Here is a 16,280-nt window from a genome sequence, read left to right on the forward strand (position 1 = left end):
TAAGCAAAGTAGTTTACCATGCGAGGGGTAAGTTTAAACAGAGAGCCGTTATATTATACTTTGCGAAGCGCATCGTACTTTATACTGTCATGGTTACAGCACGATTGTCCGTCAAGCACTGTATATCCATTCAGCAATGTTTGTGCAATAATAACGCGTTTATGAGTTTTGCTCTATCAATAATCTGGGAAGTGGTATATGGATAACATCGAAGTTCGGGGCGCTCGCACCCATAATCTTAAGAATATCAATTTAATAATTCCCCGTGACAAGCTGATAGTCATTACCGGGCTATCTGGTTCCGGTAAGTCATCTTTGGCTTTCGATACCCTGTATGCAGAAGGGCAGCGTCGCTATGTTGAATCCCTCTCTGCCTATGCTCGCCAGTTTTTGTCACTGATGGAAAAACCAGATGTCGATCATATTGAGGGGCTGTCCCCAGCCATTTCCATTGAGCAAAAATCTACTTCCCATAACCCACGCTCTACGGTGGGAACGATAACTGAAATTCACGATTATCTCCGTCTGCTATTTGCACGAGTCGGTGAACCACGTTGTCCTGAGCACAATATCACGCTGGCGGCGCAAACGATAAGCCAGATGGTAGATAACGTCCTGACATTGCCAGAAGGCCAACGCCTGATGTTACTGGCTCCTGTTGTCAAAGAGCGTAAAGGCGAACATAGCAAGCTGCTGGATAATCTCGCTGCACAAGGCTATATCCGCGCCCGTATTGATGGTGAAGTGTGTGACCTTTCCGATCCACCAAAACTCGAATTACAGAAAAAACACACTATCGAAGTCGTCATTGACCGCTTTAAAGTGCGTGCTGACCTCGCCCAGCGATTGGCGGAATCATTCGAAACCGCATTGGAGCTTTCCGGTGGTACTGCCGTTATTACCAATATGGATGATACGCAGGCCGAAGAACTGGTCTTCTCCGCCAACTTTGCCTGTCCAACCTGTGGCTATAGTATGAGCGAGTTGGAGCCTCGTTTATTTTCCTTCAACAATCCCGCTGGCGCTTGCCCTACTTGTGATGGTTTAGGGGTTCAGCAATTTTTTGACCCCGAACGAGTTGTCCAGAATGAAGGTATTTCCCTTGCCGGAGGTGCTATCCGTGGTTGGGATCGCCGTAACTTCTATTACTTCCAGATGCTGAGATCACTGGCAGAACACTACAAGTTCGATATCGAAATACCGTTTAATCAGTTAAGCCCGACCATTCAAAAAGTGGTTTTATACGGTTCAGGCAAAGAATCTATCGAATTTAAATATACCAATGATCGTGGCGATGTGACGGTTCGTCACCATCCGTTCGAAGGTGTGCTGCATAATATGGAACGCCGCTATAAAGAGACAGAATCCACCGCCGTACGGGAAGAGTTGGCAAAATATATCAGCAATCGATCTTGCATTTCCTGCGATGGAACGCGACTGCGTAAGGAAGCGCGTTATGTCTTTATCGGAAATACTACACTGCCACAAATTTCAGATTTCAGCATTGGTCATGCGATGGAGTTTTTCCAAAATATCAAACTGAGTGGACAACGTGCCCAAATTGCCGAAAAAGTCCTGAAAGAGATCCGTGATCGCCTGACATTCTTGGTTAATGTTGGATTAAATTACCTGACGCTCTCCCGTTCAGCAGAAACTCTTTCAGGTGGGGAAGCCCAGCGTATCCGTTTAGCAAGCCAGATTGGTGCAGGCCTTGTCGGTGTAATGTATGTACTGGATGAGCCTTCTATTGGCCTGCATCAAAGGGATAATGAGCGTTTGCTGGAAACATTGCTGCACCTGCGCAATTTGGGCAACACGGTTATCGTTGTCGAACATGACGAAGATGCCATCCGTGCGGCTGACCATATTATTGATATCGGGCCAGGTGCGGGCGTACATGGTGGCGAGATTGTTGCCGAAGGAACGATTACCGCTATCATGGAAAACCCCAAATCGCTCACCGGAAAATTCCTCAGTGGTGAACGTCAAATTGCTATTCCAGAGCAGCGCGTACCTGCTAATCCAGATAAGATGCTGAAATTGATTGGTGCAAAAGGCAATAACCTGAAAAAGGTGACATTAAATCTACCTGTTGGCCTGTTTACTTGTATTACAGGGGTTTCTGGTTCCGGTAAATCAACGTTAATCAATGATACGTTGTTCCCTATTGCACAGCGTCAGTTAAACGGAGCAACAAATATTAATCCCGCCCCTTATATCGATATCCAGGGTCTTGAGCATTTTGACAAAGTGATCGATATTGATCAAAGCCCGATCGGCAGAACCCCGCGTTCAAACCCTGCCACTTATACTGGCGTGTTCACGCCGGTCAGGGAGTTATTCTCTGGCGTTCCTGAATCCCGTGCCCGTGGTTATACACCGGGGCGTTTCAGCTTCAATGTCAAGGGCGGACGTTGCGAAGCTTGTCAAGGCGATGGGGTCATTAAAGTTGAGATGCATTTCTTGCCTGATGTTTATGTGCCTTGCGATCAATGCAAAGGCAAGCGTTACAATCGCGAAACGCTGGAAATCAAATATAAGGGCAAAAATATTAATGAAGTGCTGAACATGACCATCGAAGAGGCTCGTGAGTTTTTTGATGCCGTTCCTGCTCTTTCCCGTAAACTGCAAACCTTAATAGATGTCGGTCTTTCCTATATTCGTCTGGGGCAATCTGCAACAACCCTTTCCGGCGGGGAAGCACAACGAGTAAAACTGGCACGGGAATTATCTAAACGGGGTACAGGTCAGACACTGTATATCCTTGATGAGCCAACAACCGGCCTGCATTTTGCCGATATTCAGCAACTACTGTCCGTTTTGCATCAATTGCGGGATCAAGGAAATACTATTGTCGTGATCGAACATAATTTGGATGTGATCAAAACTGCTGACTGGATTGTCGATCTTGGCCCTGAAGGTGGTAACGGTGGTGGTGAAATATTGGTATCAGGAACACCAGAAGAAGTCATTCAATGTGAAAAATCTCACACTGCTCGTTTTTTGAAACCAATATTTGAACAAGAGTAATTTATTAATTTTAAAACCGAATTATCTATAACTCTCCTCACTTCGTGGGGAGTTTTTTATTTATTCTCTAGCTAATTATTAATTCCAATTTATTACGGGTAATAAAGCCTTTTCTTACAGTCAGTTCAGATGAAACAGCCTTTCGTGAATTAATATTGTATTGTTGATCTAATGTTATTAATGTTCACATTGCCAGAGCATTAATGCCATAATGGTGTAACATATGCTTTAAACTTATAATGGAGATTAACCATGTATATGTTTTTACCGTTTTTAATTGCGCTAGTTAGCATCGCCACTGTCATTAGCGGCAAGAAAAAGCTGACGTATACTCTTTGGTTTGCTTTATTCATCATCACGGTATTTTGGTTTAAATATCATGCAACTGATGCATTGAACCTTTCTTTCTGATAGGGGATCGTAATGAATAATACAATGTCAGCACCACGTAATATTAACCTTGCAATGGCCTTGAATATTCTGGGTTTGTTCGGTATTAGTGTGGTTTTGATAATCGCGTTTTATTATCAATTAGCACGCTTTGAACTTCCTTGCCCATTATGTTTATTGCAGCGAGCAGGTATTATCATGATTGGGTTTGGTTTTTTGTTTAATATTTATTTTGGCATAAAAAATGCCCATTATAGCCTTTCACTGCTTGGCTGCATTGTGACTGGTTTCATTGCTATGCGTCAGGTTTCTCTCCATATCATGCCGGGAGATATGGGATATGGTTCAACTTTCTTCGGCCTGCATTTTTATAGCTGGGCTGCAATTCTATCTATTCTGACTATTATTGCCATCGCAGCTATCATCCCCCTGAAAGCAGGCAATTTTGATTCAGCAAGATACACACCACCAACATTAGGCAAAATTGCCATGGGCTTGTTCGCATTTTTAATTGCAGCTAATCTGGTTTCCACCATATTAGAATGTGGTAGCGGACAATGTGATGACAACCCAACGTTCTATCAGTTATTACAAAAGTAATTTTTATTTATATTGAACCAGTAAGACAGAAGGCCGCATAATTCCAGCAGCCTTCTACTTTTTTCAACTGAATGTTTTCAGGCCGATTCTTTTCACCAAAATCCCCAGCAACATATTCCGCAGTTATCGATTTAACATCTTAGAATCAACGACATAGCAGACTTCATGTGCCTCTTCAGGTGTCGGAACCTCCAACTTACTAAGCATCCGATCCATCACTTTATCCGGTACAGCATATTGACGATTGCGATTCTGTTGCCGCCAGAGTTGGTAGTCTTGTTCAATATAAACAAGCCTAACTCTGGCATCATAACTCACAAACAATTTGATCAGTTGCTGGCGCATCTGCCTTGTCAAATTTGTAGCATTCCAAATAAAATCTTGCCTGCCACGTAACTTATTTCTAGCATGCTGCTTTGCTTGCTGTACAACCCAACCATTAGCACTCTTATTTTCCGGGCTAATTTGGTACTCACGACGAATTGTATCCAGACTAATCACAGGTATACCTTCACCATGTTGCTGGATAAAATGGTCTTTACCCATGCCCGGTAATCCACACAACAAAGTTACCTGACTGCCATAGTTATCATAAGGCTGATAATTGGGTTGTTCACTCTCCGTAGAAAAGTAATGAAAACGGGCATCGCTGGAAGAAAATACCCGTGGCTCCCTCCAGCAACCTTGTTCACGGCAGTAAAGTTCAAATAGTTCAATACGTCCCAACAATTCCTGTACATCATGGCATATGCGTCCCAATACATCCGCTTTTGCCAATAAGGCTAGTAAATAAGTATCGACACGCAATGATGCTGCCAATAATGCCTTTTGTGGGTTAGGATTTTCCATTAACCACAATGGTAAGCCATGAAAACGTATAAGCGCAGCTATCTGTTCCCGTATTGCAAATGGCGTTGGTATTTGCTGAAACAAAATTTGCCTGGTTGTTAACTCTCCTTTGCGCGCGTGTCCCGGAGAAATAATGCGTCCATCCCAATCTACCCGCGTCGTATTGCGTTTCTCCACATCGTGTAACAATGCTGCCGTCCAAAGAATTTCCTGTTCTTCTGGGACCAATAATGAATATTCAGGCAGTTGCTCCAATGCAGACAATACCATTTGAGTGTGGATTGCAACATCACCTTCGGCATGATGAATAGGATCTTGTTGAACCCCCTCCATATCAGCGATAAAAGAGAAAGTTGAAGATAAATAATCCCATGATTTATGGTGACTGAATACCCAATTCATTCTCTTTCTCCTTTTTCACTATATCTATCTGAACCAGAAAGATGCTCGAAATATAAAGGAGCCCTTTGCCAATGCCGCTTCCAATGAATATCCGTCTTGACGTGATTTTTTCGTACATATTTAAAAACATGATGCGGAAAATCAGTCACCAAATACTCGCCTGCATCTCGACTGACAATGCCTTCCATTGAGCATGCTTGCCCTGTTTGTGTATCCCACGAAGAAAAACAACTCCCCTGCTTTGCCATTTCAATAATATTTTGCATAAATGCCGATTCGTTCTGTATTTCAGGCAGATTGATTTCAGGCACAGTCGGAAAATCGAATAATGCAGCATAAAATTTGACGTCTTCCCAACTGAGCCAATAATCTTTAATACGCACAGCAAACACAAAGAAATATTCTTCAATATGGCGATATTCAATAGAGTGAATGGCATAAAGATTTTCACCAAAGATCTCGATATCGCCTAAATCATCTTTAATCAACTGCCAACGCTGACGAATTTGTTGAGTCCATGCCGATTGTGTTGTTGCAGCATGTGAACGGGCAAATACACCATAGCGGTTCAAGCAATTATTCTCACCATCCAACTTTTCGGTATGAATAAGTTGCTTAATTTTTTTCATATCGTGCCACCAATGATGATTAATACGATCATCACTAGTCGTGCCTGGCGAGAACGGGTAATGGAACGTTCTACCATACTTTCTTGATTGCATGTCCATAATGCGTTAACTCTTTTGATAATTATCCCAATAAAAACAATAGTGCTTTTACCGATTAATATTCATCTGAATAACTGATGAAAGAGTTCAAGAGTTGGTATTACATTTTATTTATTTCCATTCAGTTAACCTTTTCATGGGAAAAAGTTAAGTTAGATATTCGATTGGGTTTAATATTGAAGTCACAGGAAAGTATTAAAAGTTCAGGGGGTTACTGTATATGAATCTGTAATAAATTGACACAACGAATAAGATTAGATCACAAATAACCAATAAAAATCTTCTATTTTAGGCTACAGTAGGCATAACTGTAATATGGCAGACCAATTCATCTCATTATACGAGATATTCTATAAAGCCGCTCACTGAACGGCTTGGAATAGTTAACAATTGTAATTATCAATCGTTTTTCTAAATTTCTTTACGTGCATGCAATAAAAATCACTAACTCACCGCAGCAAACGCTTCTGCAATGGGTTGCACGTTATGATGATTCACGCCAGCCATGCAAACTCGGCCAGAACCGACCAAATAGACGCCAAATTCTTCACGTAATCTATCAACTTGTGTCTGACTGAATCCGGTATAACTGAACATTCCACGCTGTTTCAGTAAATGGTCAAAGTTTTTCTCTGGCAGTGCTTGTTGCAGGGCATTTACTAATACTGTCCGCATTTCCAGAATACGCAAGCGCATCCGTTCAACTTCATCCAGCCATTGGTTTTTTAATTCAGGGTTGCTTAATACCCTGGCAACAATCTGCGCCCCAAAATTTGGAGGACTGGAGTAAATACGGCGCACCGTCGCTTTCAATTGTCCCAAGACATGTTCAGCCGCTTTTACATCGTCACAGATAACTGATAATCCACCAACACGCTCACCATACAGCGAGAAAATTTTCGAGAATGAGTTGCTGACCAAACAAGGTAACTTCGCATTTGCCATTGCACGGATTGCGTAAGCATCCTCTTCCATACCATCGGCAAATCCCTGATAAGCGATATCAAGGAAAGGAAGCAATTCCCGCTCTTTAGCAACCTGAACCACCTGATCCCATTGCTCATTGGTGAGATCTGAACCTGTTGGGTTATGGCAGCAAGGGTGCATTAAGATAATACTTTTTGGCGGCAATTGCTTGAATGTTGCCAGCATTTCGTCAAATTTTACCCCTTTGGTTTTATCATCAAAATAAGGATAATAATTCACCTTGATGCCTGCTCCGCCAAAAATAGCGGCATGATTTTCCCACGTCGGATCACTACACCATACTTCAGAATCAGGGAAATAACGGTGTAAAAAATCAGCCCCTACTTTTAATGCGCCTGAGCCACCCAGTGTTTGAATCGTCGCAACACGTTGTTGGTTTAATAGTGGATGATCTTTGCCAAACAGCAGTTCCTGAATTGCCGTGCGATACGCAAGCAATCCTTCCATTGGGAGGTAAAGAGAAGCAGACTGTGGCAAGACGTTTATTTGTTTTTCAGCAGTTGCAACAGCCTGTAATTTTGGGGTTATACCCTGTTCATCGTAATACAGCCCGATGCTCAGATTTATTTTTTCTGCGCGGGGATCGTTTTTGAATTTTTCCATTAACGACAGGATAGGATCGCCCGCATACGCATCAACATTCTGGAACATTACGTCATACTCCCTGCTATTGTGTTATTTATTAAAAGTGCAATAACAGACAATATAACTTACCCTGATTATTCGTCTAGATATTCCATCGCAACACGTGAGGTCAATTTCGTAATCAGCTCATAAGCACTGATCCCCGAATGCTCCGCAATTTTTTCAACTGGCAGGGTATTCCCCCAAAGGATAACTTCGTCCCCAACTTTATCCTGACATGTTGGTCCCAGATCCACAGTAATCATATCCATAGATACACGGCCAACAAGTGGCACTTCCCGACCATTGATAAATACTGGTGTACCGACAGGTGCACTACGGGGATAGCCATCACCATATCCTATTGCCACAACGCCAAGACATGTGTCTCGTTCACTGCTCCACGTACCTCCATATCCTACTGCTTCTCCCGCTTTGTGTTTACGTACGGCAATTAAGCTGGATTTGAGTGTCATGGCAGGGAGTAAATTAAAATCGTCAGCGGTTTTATCTGCCATCGGCGAAGCACCATACATCATGATGCCGGGACGAACCCAGTCCAAATGCGCCTTTGGCCATAATAAAATCCCCCCTGATGCAGAGATGGATTTCTCGCCAGCTTTATCCACAATAAATGCCATGAAGCGCTCAATTTGTTGCTGGGTCGTTTCAACTGTAGGTTCATCTGCACGGCTAAAATGGCTGATGATATTAACGGGTTGCTCAACATTACGACAGCGGCTCAGACGTTGATAAAATGCGTCTGCTTCATCGATCCTGATACCCAGACGGTGCATTCCTGTATCGAGTTTCATCCACACTTTAATCGGATGGGACAAATCCGCCTGTTCCAAGGCTTCAAGCTGCTCAATGCTATGCACGACGGTTTCAATATGATTGACGACTAAAACGGGGAGATCTGCCGCTTCAAAAAAACCTTCTAATAGCAAGATTGGCTTGACGATCCCGCCACTGCGCAGGGCAAACGCTTCCCCAATGCGAGCGACACCAAAGCAATCAGCATCTTCCATTGTGTGCGCAGTTTCTAATAAACCATGTCCATAAGCGTTTGCTTTCACAACTGCAATCAGTTTACTGCCGGGAGCTTGTACTCTCACCTGTTGCAAATTGTGTCGCAGAGCGCGGCGGTCGATAACAGCAGTTGCCGCTTTCATTCCATCCCCTTTTTATCATTATTCAGTCAGGTTTGATAAATAACAGCCTATCTTCAATGTTGATGACTAAAGTTATTTGAACACAAACGATAGGCACTTGGATTTATTCGTCACTGTAACTCGGTCCAGCATAATTATCGAATCGTGACCATTGACCATTAAATGTCAGCCTTACTGTGCCTATAGGGCCGTTACGCTGTTTACCAAGAATGATTTCTGCCACACCTTTCAGTTCACTGTTATCGTGATAAACCTCGTCACGATAGATAAACATGATCAAGTCAGCATCCTGTTCGATAGAGCCTGATTCACGTAGATCGGAGTTAACCGGACGCTTATCGGCTCGCTGTTCCAAACTACGGTTAAGCTGGGAGAGCGCAACAACCGGCACTTGAAGCTCTTTTGCCAATGCTTTTAGTGAGCGGGATATTTCCGCAATTTCCAATGTTCGGTTGTCAGATAAAGAAGGTACTCGCATCAATTGCAGGTAGTCGATCATAATCAAACTGAGCCCACCGTGTTCGCGGAAAATTCGTCGCGCACGGGAACGCACTTCTGTTGGCGTTAAACCAGATGAGTCATCGATATACATATTGCGTTTTTCCAGCAAAATTCCCATTGTGCTGGAAATTCGTGCCCAATCCTCATCATCAAGTTGACCGGTACGAATACGTGTTTGATCTACGCGGGACAGGGATGCCAGCATACGCATCATAATCTGGTTGCCGGGCATCTCAAGGCTGAAAATCAAAACAGGCTTATCCTGCATCATTGCCGCGTTTTCACACAGGTTCATCGCAAAAGTCGTTTTACCCATTGAAGGACGCGCCGCTACGATAACTAAATCTGATTTTTGCAATCCTGCGGTTTTCTTATCCAGATCTTGATAGCCGGTAGAAACACCTGTTACGCCATCATGCGGGCGCTGATAGAGCTGTTCAATTCGTTCAACGGTTTCTTCCAGGATCTGTTCAATGCCTTTTGGGCCCTCGTCTTTATTTGCCCGATTTTCTGCGATCTGAAATACGCGTGATTCAGCCAAATCCAACAGCTCTTCGCTGGTTCGCCCTTGTGGATCATATCCTGCATCGGCAATTTCATTGGCTACCGCGATCATATCGCGTACTACCGCACGTTCTCGGACAATATCAGCATAAGCATTGATATTCGCCGCACTTGGGGTATTTTTTGACAATTCAGCAAGATAGGCAAACCCTCCGACATTATCAAGTTCGCCATTCTGTTCAAGAGATTCCGATAATGTGATCAGGTCGATAGGTTTGCCCGTTTCGAGCAAACGCTGCATTTCAGCGAAAATACGCCTGTGTGGTCGGCTAAAAAAGTCATTACTAGTAACCCGTTCGGATACATTATCCCAACGTTCATTATCCAGCATCAAACCGCCTAACACGGATTGCTCTGCTTCCAAAGAGTGTGGTGGAAGTTTCAGCCCTTCCACTTGGCGATCTTTTGGTTCAGCCATACTATTGTTAGTTGGTTTTTTTCCAGCCATGTATACCGCATCAATACACTAAATAAAAAAACGAAATAGGACATCAGTATACGCCATGAAAACAGCCTTGAGTAATTATATATAGTCTGCAATGATTTCAGATATATTAACGCTATTTGCAGCTATATTCGTTGCAAACGTGCGAGGCTGTTCCCAATATTTCTAACATAATGAGAGTATTACCATGGCAAAACACATCGAATTATCCGCTATTGGCGGCCCAGAAGTACTCCGATATTGTGAATTTACCCCTGCTGACCTTGCTCCCGATGAAGTACAAGTCGCAAACAAAGCCATCGGCATTAATTATATCGATACCTACATACGCAGTGGCTTATATCCTCCAGCCAGCCTACCTTGTGGTCTGGGAACAGAAGCCGCAGGCATTGTCACCAAAGTTGGCGCCAATGTGACATCAATTAAAGTCGGTGATCGTGTGGTTTACGCCCAGTCAGCCTTAGGTGCTTACAGTGAAATACACAACGTTTCTGAAAGTAAATTAGCACTGTTACCGGATGAGATCTCGTTCGAACAAGCGGCTGCGTCATTTTTAAAAGGCCTGACTGTTTATTATCTGTTCAATTTAACACATAAGCTCCAGGCAGGAGAAACAATTCTATTTCATGCTGCCGCTGGTGGTGTTGGTTTGATTGCCTGCCAGTGGGCAAAAGCATTGGGTGCGAAATTAATTGGCACAGTCGGATCAGAAGAAAAAGCGGCACTCGCCAAAACAGCTGGAGCATGGCAAACCATCAACTATCGTCGCGAGAATATTGTAGAACGTGTTCTGGCTATTACTGGCGGGGAAAAAGTTGGTATCGTATATGATTCTGTTGGCAAAGAGACATGGCTGGATTCACTGGATTGCCTGAAACGACAAGGTTTGATGGTCAGTTTTGGTAACGCTTCAGGCCCCGTAACCGGAGTGAATTTGGGTATCCTCAATCAGAAAGGTTCACTGTTTCTCACCCGCCCTTCTCTTAATGGCTATATCACTACGGGCGAAGAGTTAGCAGAAGCCAGCAAGACACTGTTTGGTTTAATTTCCAGCGGCAAAATCAATGTGGATGTCCCAGAAAATCAGAAATTTCCATTGAGAGAAGCAGTAAGAGCACACCAGACGCTGGAAAACCGTGCAACCCACGGCTCCAACTTATTGATTCCATAATTTCAGACAAAATTCCTGAACGGATTTACATCCGCTCTGTCACCATTTCCAACGCTTTTTCAACAACCATAATATCAGCGCCCTGCTTATGGGCGTTTTCACTTAAATGACGGCGCCACTGACGAGCCCCAGGAATTCCCTGGAAAACCCCTAAAATATGGCGGGTGATATGCCCTAAATAAGTGCCTTTGGATAGCTCTTGTTCGATATAAGGATAAAGCGCCTTAACCACCTCAACCGTATTAGTCACTGGAACTGTTTGGTCAAACAATTCACAATCCACATGTGCCAGAATGGAGGGATTTTGGTAGGCTTCTCGCCCAATCATCACACCATCCATATACTGCAAATGCTGTTTGGCTTCTTCCAGTGATTTAATGCCGCCATTAATTGAAAGCGTCAGTTGAGGGAAATCCCGTTTCAATTGATAGACTCGCGGATAATCCAAGGGCGGAATTTCACGGTTTTCTTTCGGGCTTAACCCCGATAGCCACGCTTTACGTGCATGGATAATAAAATTATCGCAATCGCTGTTTTTCACGACAGTATCAATGAAATCACACAGAAACTCGTAGCTATCCTGTTCATCAATTCCGATACGGGTTTTAACAGTAACAGGGATATCCACTACATCCTGCATTGCCTTAACACAATCAGCTACCAGCGCCGCTTCTCCCATCAGGCAAGCACCAAAACGGCCATTCTGCACACGATCAGAAGGACAACCCACATTCAGATTGATCTCATCATAACTTCTTTCCTGCGCGATCTTGGCACATTGCGCCAATGCCTGAGGATCACTACCTCCCAATTGCAGTGCCAATGGATGTTCTTGCTCGTTATAGGCCAGATAATCCCCTTTGCCATGAATAATCGCGCCTGTTGTAACCATTTCCGTGTAAAGCAGCGCTTCCTTGCTTAATAAGCGATGAAAGTAACGGCAATGGCGGTCAGTCCAGTCTAACATGGGGGCAACAGAAAAGCGGGAAGGTTTGAATTCTCCCGCGCTCGTTGATATTACAGTGAATTTATTAGGTTTTTGTATCTGTATATTTTCGTGCATTTCAGGCTATTTTGGGCTATTTTTGAATTATTAGCACCCCAAACAGAACCCCATTAATTTGGGGACCTGAATAGGAGAGTATTAAAGATGGCCTATTATAGCATAGAAAAACGCCCACGCGCAGATGGCACCGTCCGCTATCGTTGCACTGTTGGTGTTAAGTCTGGTGGCAAATATATCTATAGAGAGAACCGTACATTCGGAAAACAATCCCACGCTAAGACATGGGGTGCTCAGCGAGTGGCTGAGCTGGAACAAAACGGAATTCCCACGCAGAATGATACCGAGGATTTAACAGTCGGTGATTTGCTGTACAAATACATCAATGATCCAACTTTGGGTGGAAAAGCAGGAAGAACTAAAAAATATGTACTAGATATGCTCTTGGATAGTGAATTAGCGAAACTAACACTTTCAGAGCTATCAGTTAGTCATGTCATCGAGTATTGCAAGCAAAGACATTCTACTGGTATTACTCCATCAACCATTAACCACGATGTCAGCTACTTAACGTCAGTATTAAAATCAGCCAAACCAATCTATAACATAGACTATGTATCAAATCCTGCATATGAAGCGCGCCCTTTACTAACTCAAATGGGGTTGATTGGAAAGTCTCAACGTCGTAGTCGAAGGCCTGCGCAAGATGAGATAGATAAACTTCTTGTTGGATTACGTAAGCGCAGTAATCATAGAGAAGGTAAAATACCCTATGAAGATATCTTAAATTTCTCAATCTTAAGCTGCATGCGCATAGGTGAGGTCTGCAAAATTAGATGGGATGATGTAGACGAAAAACAAAGGTCTGTCATTGTGAGGGATCGGAAAGACCCTCGAAAGAAAACAGGTAATCATATGTCTGTTCCGTTATTGGGGGAAGCATGGGAAATAGTTCAACGTCAACCAAAAACAAGTGAACTAATATTTCCTTACAACGCCAAAAGCGTAACAGCAGGATTTCAGAGAGTCCGCAACGCTCTAGGCATCGAAGACCTCCGCTACCACGATCTACGTAGAGAAGGTGCAAGTCGCTTATTTGAAGCTGGCTTTTCCATTGAAGAGGTAGCACAAGTTACAGGCCATCGTTCACTGAATGTATTATGGCAGGTGTATACGGAACTATACCCGCAATCGTTGCATGAAAAATTCAACAAACTAATGCAGCAGAAAGAAGAGTAATCCATAGGACAGAAATCCGCCCTTTAACCTACGGGATAATCCCGTATGCACATGTCCGGCCGCCTCAAATTGAGGTTTCCGAGAATATCAATAAGTTATCATCAAGCTGCTCAGTATTTAATCACTCCGTTTGAAACGGAAGGAAAGCGGGGTTGTCGACCAATAAAGATAATAAAATCAATGCGTTTAATCCTTTTGTCCAGCATGTAGGACTTCCGCAATGGTTGAGCCAAAGTGACGGCCTCGGACAAATCAATAAGTTGCAAAGGTGGCAAATCCCACCTTTATCTAACCTGTTGATTTTGCTTATTTCTGTCACTGTGCCGGAAATTAAGGAAATCAAGGGGTTGGAGGAAGGCCGCGTAGTGCGCAGCCTAAGTTGGGAATAAAGTTGCGATTAACGCCAGTTGAAGTAGAAGCGCTTGGTTTGACCTGTTTGCTTCAATATTTCACCTAATTTTTCTATTTCAGCATTATTTTCATACCAATTTCCCCAATAATATTTGTTGTGAGAGCCTTTAGGTGAACTCATACCCAAATTATAAGTTATATTATCCACTGTTATATAAAGAGATTTGTTTTTGAATAAATTTTTCATTTGTTGATAACTTGCATCATTTTCATGAGAACTTATTAATAAGTTAATCCCCGATGCTTTAGATTTATTATTTTTACCCCAGTAAAAAATATCTATTTTTTCAATGGCTTTTTTATTTTGGATTACATTTAAGGTGCCAAAAGCTGCTTCATTTCCTGTACTTAGGTATCTATCATCGACAAGATATCCCCAATCATCAGAGCTTTCCCCTTGGTTACTCCTATAACGTCCAGCGCCTAAGGTAAGATCAAATGCAAACATACTATCATCCAAATCAGGCTTTAATTCAGGTTCAGACGTTGGTTCTGGAGTAGGTTCGGGTTCAGGCTTCACTGGCTCTTCTTTCTCTTCCTTATCTTCAAAAAACTCCCAATCACACGCCATCATATCTTCCTGTGTTGGCTGCCACGGTACAAGGTTACCATGCTCATTGCGTAGGTCGATGTGTGTCAGGTAATCGTACTTGGTTCCAACGGCTACACCATCAACCGCGTAAGCACTGCCTTCTTCTACAGCCAAGTCACTCACACGTGGTGTAATCGCCAGATACATTCCTTTATCACCCCAGACAGAACGGGTAACACGTTTGCGTAGTTTTAATTGAATCAGCGCCCAAGAGAATGAACCCACTGGTGCAATAAAGCAATCACACTGATATTGTTTCGGATCGAACGGACATTCACATTCAGGCTTAATAACGTCAGACATACTATTTCCTTGTTTAATTATTAACTGCTGGACAGTCCGAATATATTAACGAGTGAGGAGGGTTGAATGAATTGATTGGGATTGTGTGGGGGTTGGTACAAAGGGGTATCAGGATAATATAACCGACGATACAGTTTTAATCTGATATTTTTTATCACATTTCGATAAATTAGCTGTCTTTTCACTTCACAGATTAGGAAAATTCCGATCACATATTAGGATTATGATTTAGTATGGTGAGTGTTGGTTTGTCAATGATACCCATTTAGCTAGTAGTTTGGCGAGCCGCTTTGAGTAAACATGAGAATAAAATCAGTCGGATGTTTTTTAACATCAGATGGAAAATTGGTTATATCAATATCAATTTTAACGATATTGGTGTTAATTGGTTTAAAAACGTTATTATGTATAAGTGAACAGATATGAAGCTTAATTTCCATGCAGTTTATACCGAAGACAAAGAATTCAATAAGTTCTCAATAGCACTTGAAAGCAAGATAAACCATTCGGTTATTCTCCCTGAAAAACACGCTTTAGAGTGCAGTGGGTATTACCTATACATGCATAAAATAAGCAATCATTCATACTTGTTCACAAAAACAAATGATGGAGACTTAATAAAAAAGATAAATAAAAGTACGGCTTCTGTGGAGGATATAAAAAACAGTTTGGCTAGCGATGAATCTCTTGGGTTTCCATCATTTTTATATATAAATAATGACGTTATAGGTTATGCTTCATCAATATATGGACCAAGCATAAGGGAATTAAAAATATACCTTTGTAAAAAATTAAATTTCAATAGCGATCACAATTTGGTCATAGAACCATTAATAAGAAACATCAGCAGTAAAGAAACTGAACGCATGGTGTTCATTGGTAGGACAACGTTAAAAACTGAAGCAGATACTAGCACGTTTCAAAAGGTTTTGGCTGCATTCGGAGCTTCTGACGTTAGAGAGGAGCTTTACGAAGGGATAGAGGTTATAATTAAACCAAGAAAAAACAAAGATATAAAGAGAGTTGCATCAAAAATAATTAATAATCCAGATAACGAATTTAGTGATGTTCATATAAGAGCCAGGGAAGAACTAGGGGATCAACTAACTGACTTCTATTTATCTGGACAAGGGATTATCAGTGCAAATCTCAAGAAAGCAACAAATCAAGAAATAGCGATGGAAATGGAAAATTGCTACGAAAGGACAAAGCATGTTATCATTAAAGCAATGAATGAGTCCATTTCTAGCGGATTAATGTAGGAGA

14 protein-coding genes are annotated in these 16,280 nt (G+C 42.4%); 7 read left to right on the top strand and 7 right to left on the bottom strand.

Features of this window, described 5'->3' with window-relative positions; genetic code table 11:
• The first annotated feature begins 198 nt into the window (after positions 1-198).
• From uvrA to ACE1SE_RS15385, 3 genes are all read left to right on the top strand, one after another.
• A complete protein-coding gene (uvrA, locus tag ACE1SE_RS15375; RefSeq protein WP_374051609.1) occupies positions 199-3,030 on the top strand; it encodes an excinuclease ABC subunit UvrA in 2,832 nt (943 codons plus the stop codon).
• A gap of 258 nt (positions 3,031-3,288) precedes the next feature.
• Positions 3,289-3,441: a DUF5993 family protein gene (locus ACE1SE_RS15380; RefSeq protein ID WP_374053689.1), complete on the top strand. Its 153-nt coding sequence runs from the start codon at positions 3,289-3,291 to the stop codon at positions 3,439-3,441.
• 12 nt (positions 3,442-3,453) lie between these two features.
• Positions 3,454-4,020 (top strand): disulfide bond formation protein B, encoded by a 567-nt coding sequence (locus tag ACE1SE_RS15385; protein ID WP_374051610.1) that lies wholly within the window; start codon positions 3,454-3,456, stop codon positions 4,018-4,020.
• Between the two features lie 123 nt (positions 4,021-4,143).
• On the opposite strand, the gene ACE1SE_RS15390 is transcribed toward ACE1SE_RS15385, so the two are convergent.
• The 5 genes from ACE1SE_RS15390 to dnaB all read right to left on the bottom strand — a co-directional run bounded on the left by ACE1SE_RS15390 (position 4,144) and on the right by dnaB (position 10,298).
• Entirely contained in the window at positions 4,144-5,271 is a 1,128-nt protein-coding gene (locus ACE1SE_RS15390) for an AAA family ATPase (protein ID WP_374051611.1), read from the bottom strand.
• Positions 5,268-5,999 carry an RNA ligase family protein gene (locus ACE1SE_RS15395; RefSeq protein WP_374051612.1) on the bottom strand — a complete coding sequence of 244 codons (732 nt, stop codon included), beginning with the start codon at positions 5,997-5,999 and terminating at the stop codon, positions 5,268-5,270. Before ACE1SE_RS15395 ends, ACE1SE_RS15390 begins: the two co-directional genes overlap by 4 nt.
• A 444-nt stretch (positions 6,000-6,443) precedes the next feature.
• Positions 6,444-7,637 (bottom strand): amino acid aminotransferase, encoded by a 1,194-nt coding sequence (locus ACE1SE_RS15400; protein WP_374051613.1) that lies wholly within the window; start codon positions 7,635-7,637, stop codon positions 6,444-6,446.
• Between the two features lie 68 nt (positions 7,638-7,705).
• Positions 7,706-8,785, bottom strand: coding sequence for an alanine racemase (alr, locus tag ACE1SE_RS15405; protein ID WP_374051614.1), 1,080 nt, complete (start codon positions 8,783-8,785; stop codon positions 7,706-7,708).
• Positions 8,786-8,888: 103 nt separating this feature from the next.
• A complete protein-coding gene (gene dnaB, locus ACE1SE_RS15410; protein ID WP_374051615.1) occupies positions 8,889-10,298 on the bottom strand; it encodes a replicative DNA helicase in 1,410 nt (469 codons plus the stop codon).
• 184 nt (positions 10,299-10,482) lie between these two features.
• Between dnaB and ACE1SE_RS15415 the strand changes: the two genes are divergently transcribed.
• Complete coding sequence (locus ACE1SE_RS15415; RefSeq protein ID WP_374051616.1) at positions 10,483-11,466, top strand: quinone oxidoreductase; 984 nt, start codon at positions 10,483-10,485, stop codon at positions 11,464-11,466.
• Positions 11,467-11,491: 25 nt separating this feature from the next.
• Here the strand turns inward: ACE1SE_RS15415 and dusA are convergent, their stop codons facing one another.
• Positions 11,492-12,529, bottom strand: coding sequence for a tRNA dihydrouridine(20/20a) synthase DusA (dusA, locus tag ACE1SE_RS15420; RefSeq protein WP_374051617.1), 1,038 nt, complete (start codon positions 12,527-12,529; stop codon positions 11,492-11,494).
• Between the two features lie 87 nt (positions 12,530-12,616).
• Here dusA and ACE1SE_RS15425 point away from each other — a divergent pair, with 87 nt between their 5' ends.
• Together ACE1SE_RS15425 and ACE1SE_RS15430 are read left to right on the top strand one after the other, a co-directional pair.
• The gene (locus ACE1SE_RS15425; RefSeq protein ID WP_374051618.1) at positions 12,617-13,708 is read left to right on the top strand and encodes a tyrosine-type recombinase/integrase; all 1,092 of its coding nucleotides are present in this window, start codon (positions 12,617-12,619) and stop codon (positions 13,706-13,708) included.
• Between the two features lie 152 nt (positions 13,709-13,860).
• Positions 13,861-14,097, top strand: coding sequence for a hypothetical protein (locus tag ACE1SE_RS15430; RefSeq protein ID WP_374051619.1), 237 nt, complete (start codon positions 13,861-13,863; stop codon positions 14,095-14,097).
• 8 nt (positions 14,098-14,105) lie between these two features.
• On the opposite strand, the gene ACE1SE_RS15435 is transcribed toward ACE1SE_RS15430, so the two are convergent.
• On the bottom strand, positions 14,106-15,014 hold the full coding sequence (locus ACE1SE_RS15435) for a DUF2829 domain-containing protein (protein ID WP_374051620.1): 909 nt from the start codon (positions 15,012-15,014) through the stop codon (positions 14,106-14,108).
• 422 nt (positions 15,015-15,436) lie between these two features.
• Here ACE1SE_RS15435 and ACE1SE_RS15440 point away from each other — a divergent pair, with 422 nt between their 5' ends.
• Complete coding sequence (locus ACE1SE_RS15440; protein ID WP_374051621.1) at positions 15,437-16,276, top strand: RexA family antiphage protein; 840 nt, start codon at positions 15,437-15,439, stop codon at positions 16,274-16,276.
• The last annotated feature ends 4 nt before the right edge of the window (positions 16,277-16,280 follow it).

This window comes from Xenorhabdus taiwanensis, from assembly GCF_036512875.1.
In the GTDB taxonomy this organism is placed as follows: Bacteria; Pseudomonadota; Gammaproteobacteria; order Enterobacterales; family Enterobacteriaceae; genus Xenorhabdus; species Xenorhabdus taiwanensis.

Excerpts from the sequence above, each read along its gene's own strand:
- uvrA (WP_374051609.1), top strand. The coding sequence starts at position 199 with ATGGATAACATCGAAGTTCGGGGCGCTCGCACCCATAATCTTAAGAAT.
- ACE1SE_RS15380 (WP_374053689.1), top strand. The coding sequence starts at position 3,289 with ATGTTTTTACCGTTTTTAATTGCGCTAGTTAGCATCGCCACTGTCATT.
- ACE1SE_RS15385 (WP_374051610.1), top strand. The coding sequence starts at position 3,454 with ATGAATAATACAATGTCAGCACCACGTAATATTAACCTTGCAATGGCC.
- ACE1SE_RS15390 (WP_374051611.1), bottom strand. The coding sequence starts at position 5,271 with ATGAATTGGGTATTCAGTCACCATAAATCATGGGATTATTTATCTTCA.
- ACE1SE_RS15395 (WP_374051612.1), bottom strand. The coding sequence starts at position 5,999 with ATGGACATGCAATCAAGAAAGTATGGTAGAACGTTCCATTACCCGTTC.
- ACE1SE_RS15400 (WP_374051613.1), bottom strand. The coding sequence starts at position 7,637 with ATGTTCCAGAATGTTGATGCGTATGCGGGCGATCCTATCCTGTCGTTA.
- alr (WP_374051614.1), bottom strand. The coding sequence starts at position 8,785 with ATGAAAGCGGCAACTGCTGTTATCGACCGCCGCGCTCTGCGACACAAT.
- dnaB (WP_374051615.1), bottom strand. The coding sequence starts at position 10,298 with ATGGCTGGAAAAAAACCAACTAACAATAGTATGGCTGAACCAAAAGAT.
- ACE1SE_RS15415 (WP_374051616.1), top strand. The coding sequence starts at position 10,483 with ATGGCAAAACACATCGAATTATCCGCTATTGGCGGCCCAGAAGTACTC.
- dusA (WP_374051617.1), bottom strand. The coding sequence starts at position 12,529 with ATGCACGAAAATATACAGATACAAAAACCTAATAAATTCACTGTAATA.
- ACE1SE_RS15425 (WP_374051618.1), top strand. The coding sequence starts at position 12,617 with ATGGCCTATTATAGCATAGAAAAACGCCCACGCGCAGATGGCACCGTC.
- ACE1SE_RS15435 (WP_374051620.1), bottom strand. The coding sequence starts at position 15,014 with ATGTCTGACGTTATTAAGCCTGAATGTGAATGTCCGTTCGATCCGAAA.
- ACE1SE_RS15440 (WP_374051621.1), top strand. The coding sequence starts at position 15,437 with ATGAAGCTTAATTTCCATGCAGTTTATACCGAAGACAAAGAATTCAAT.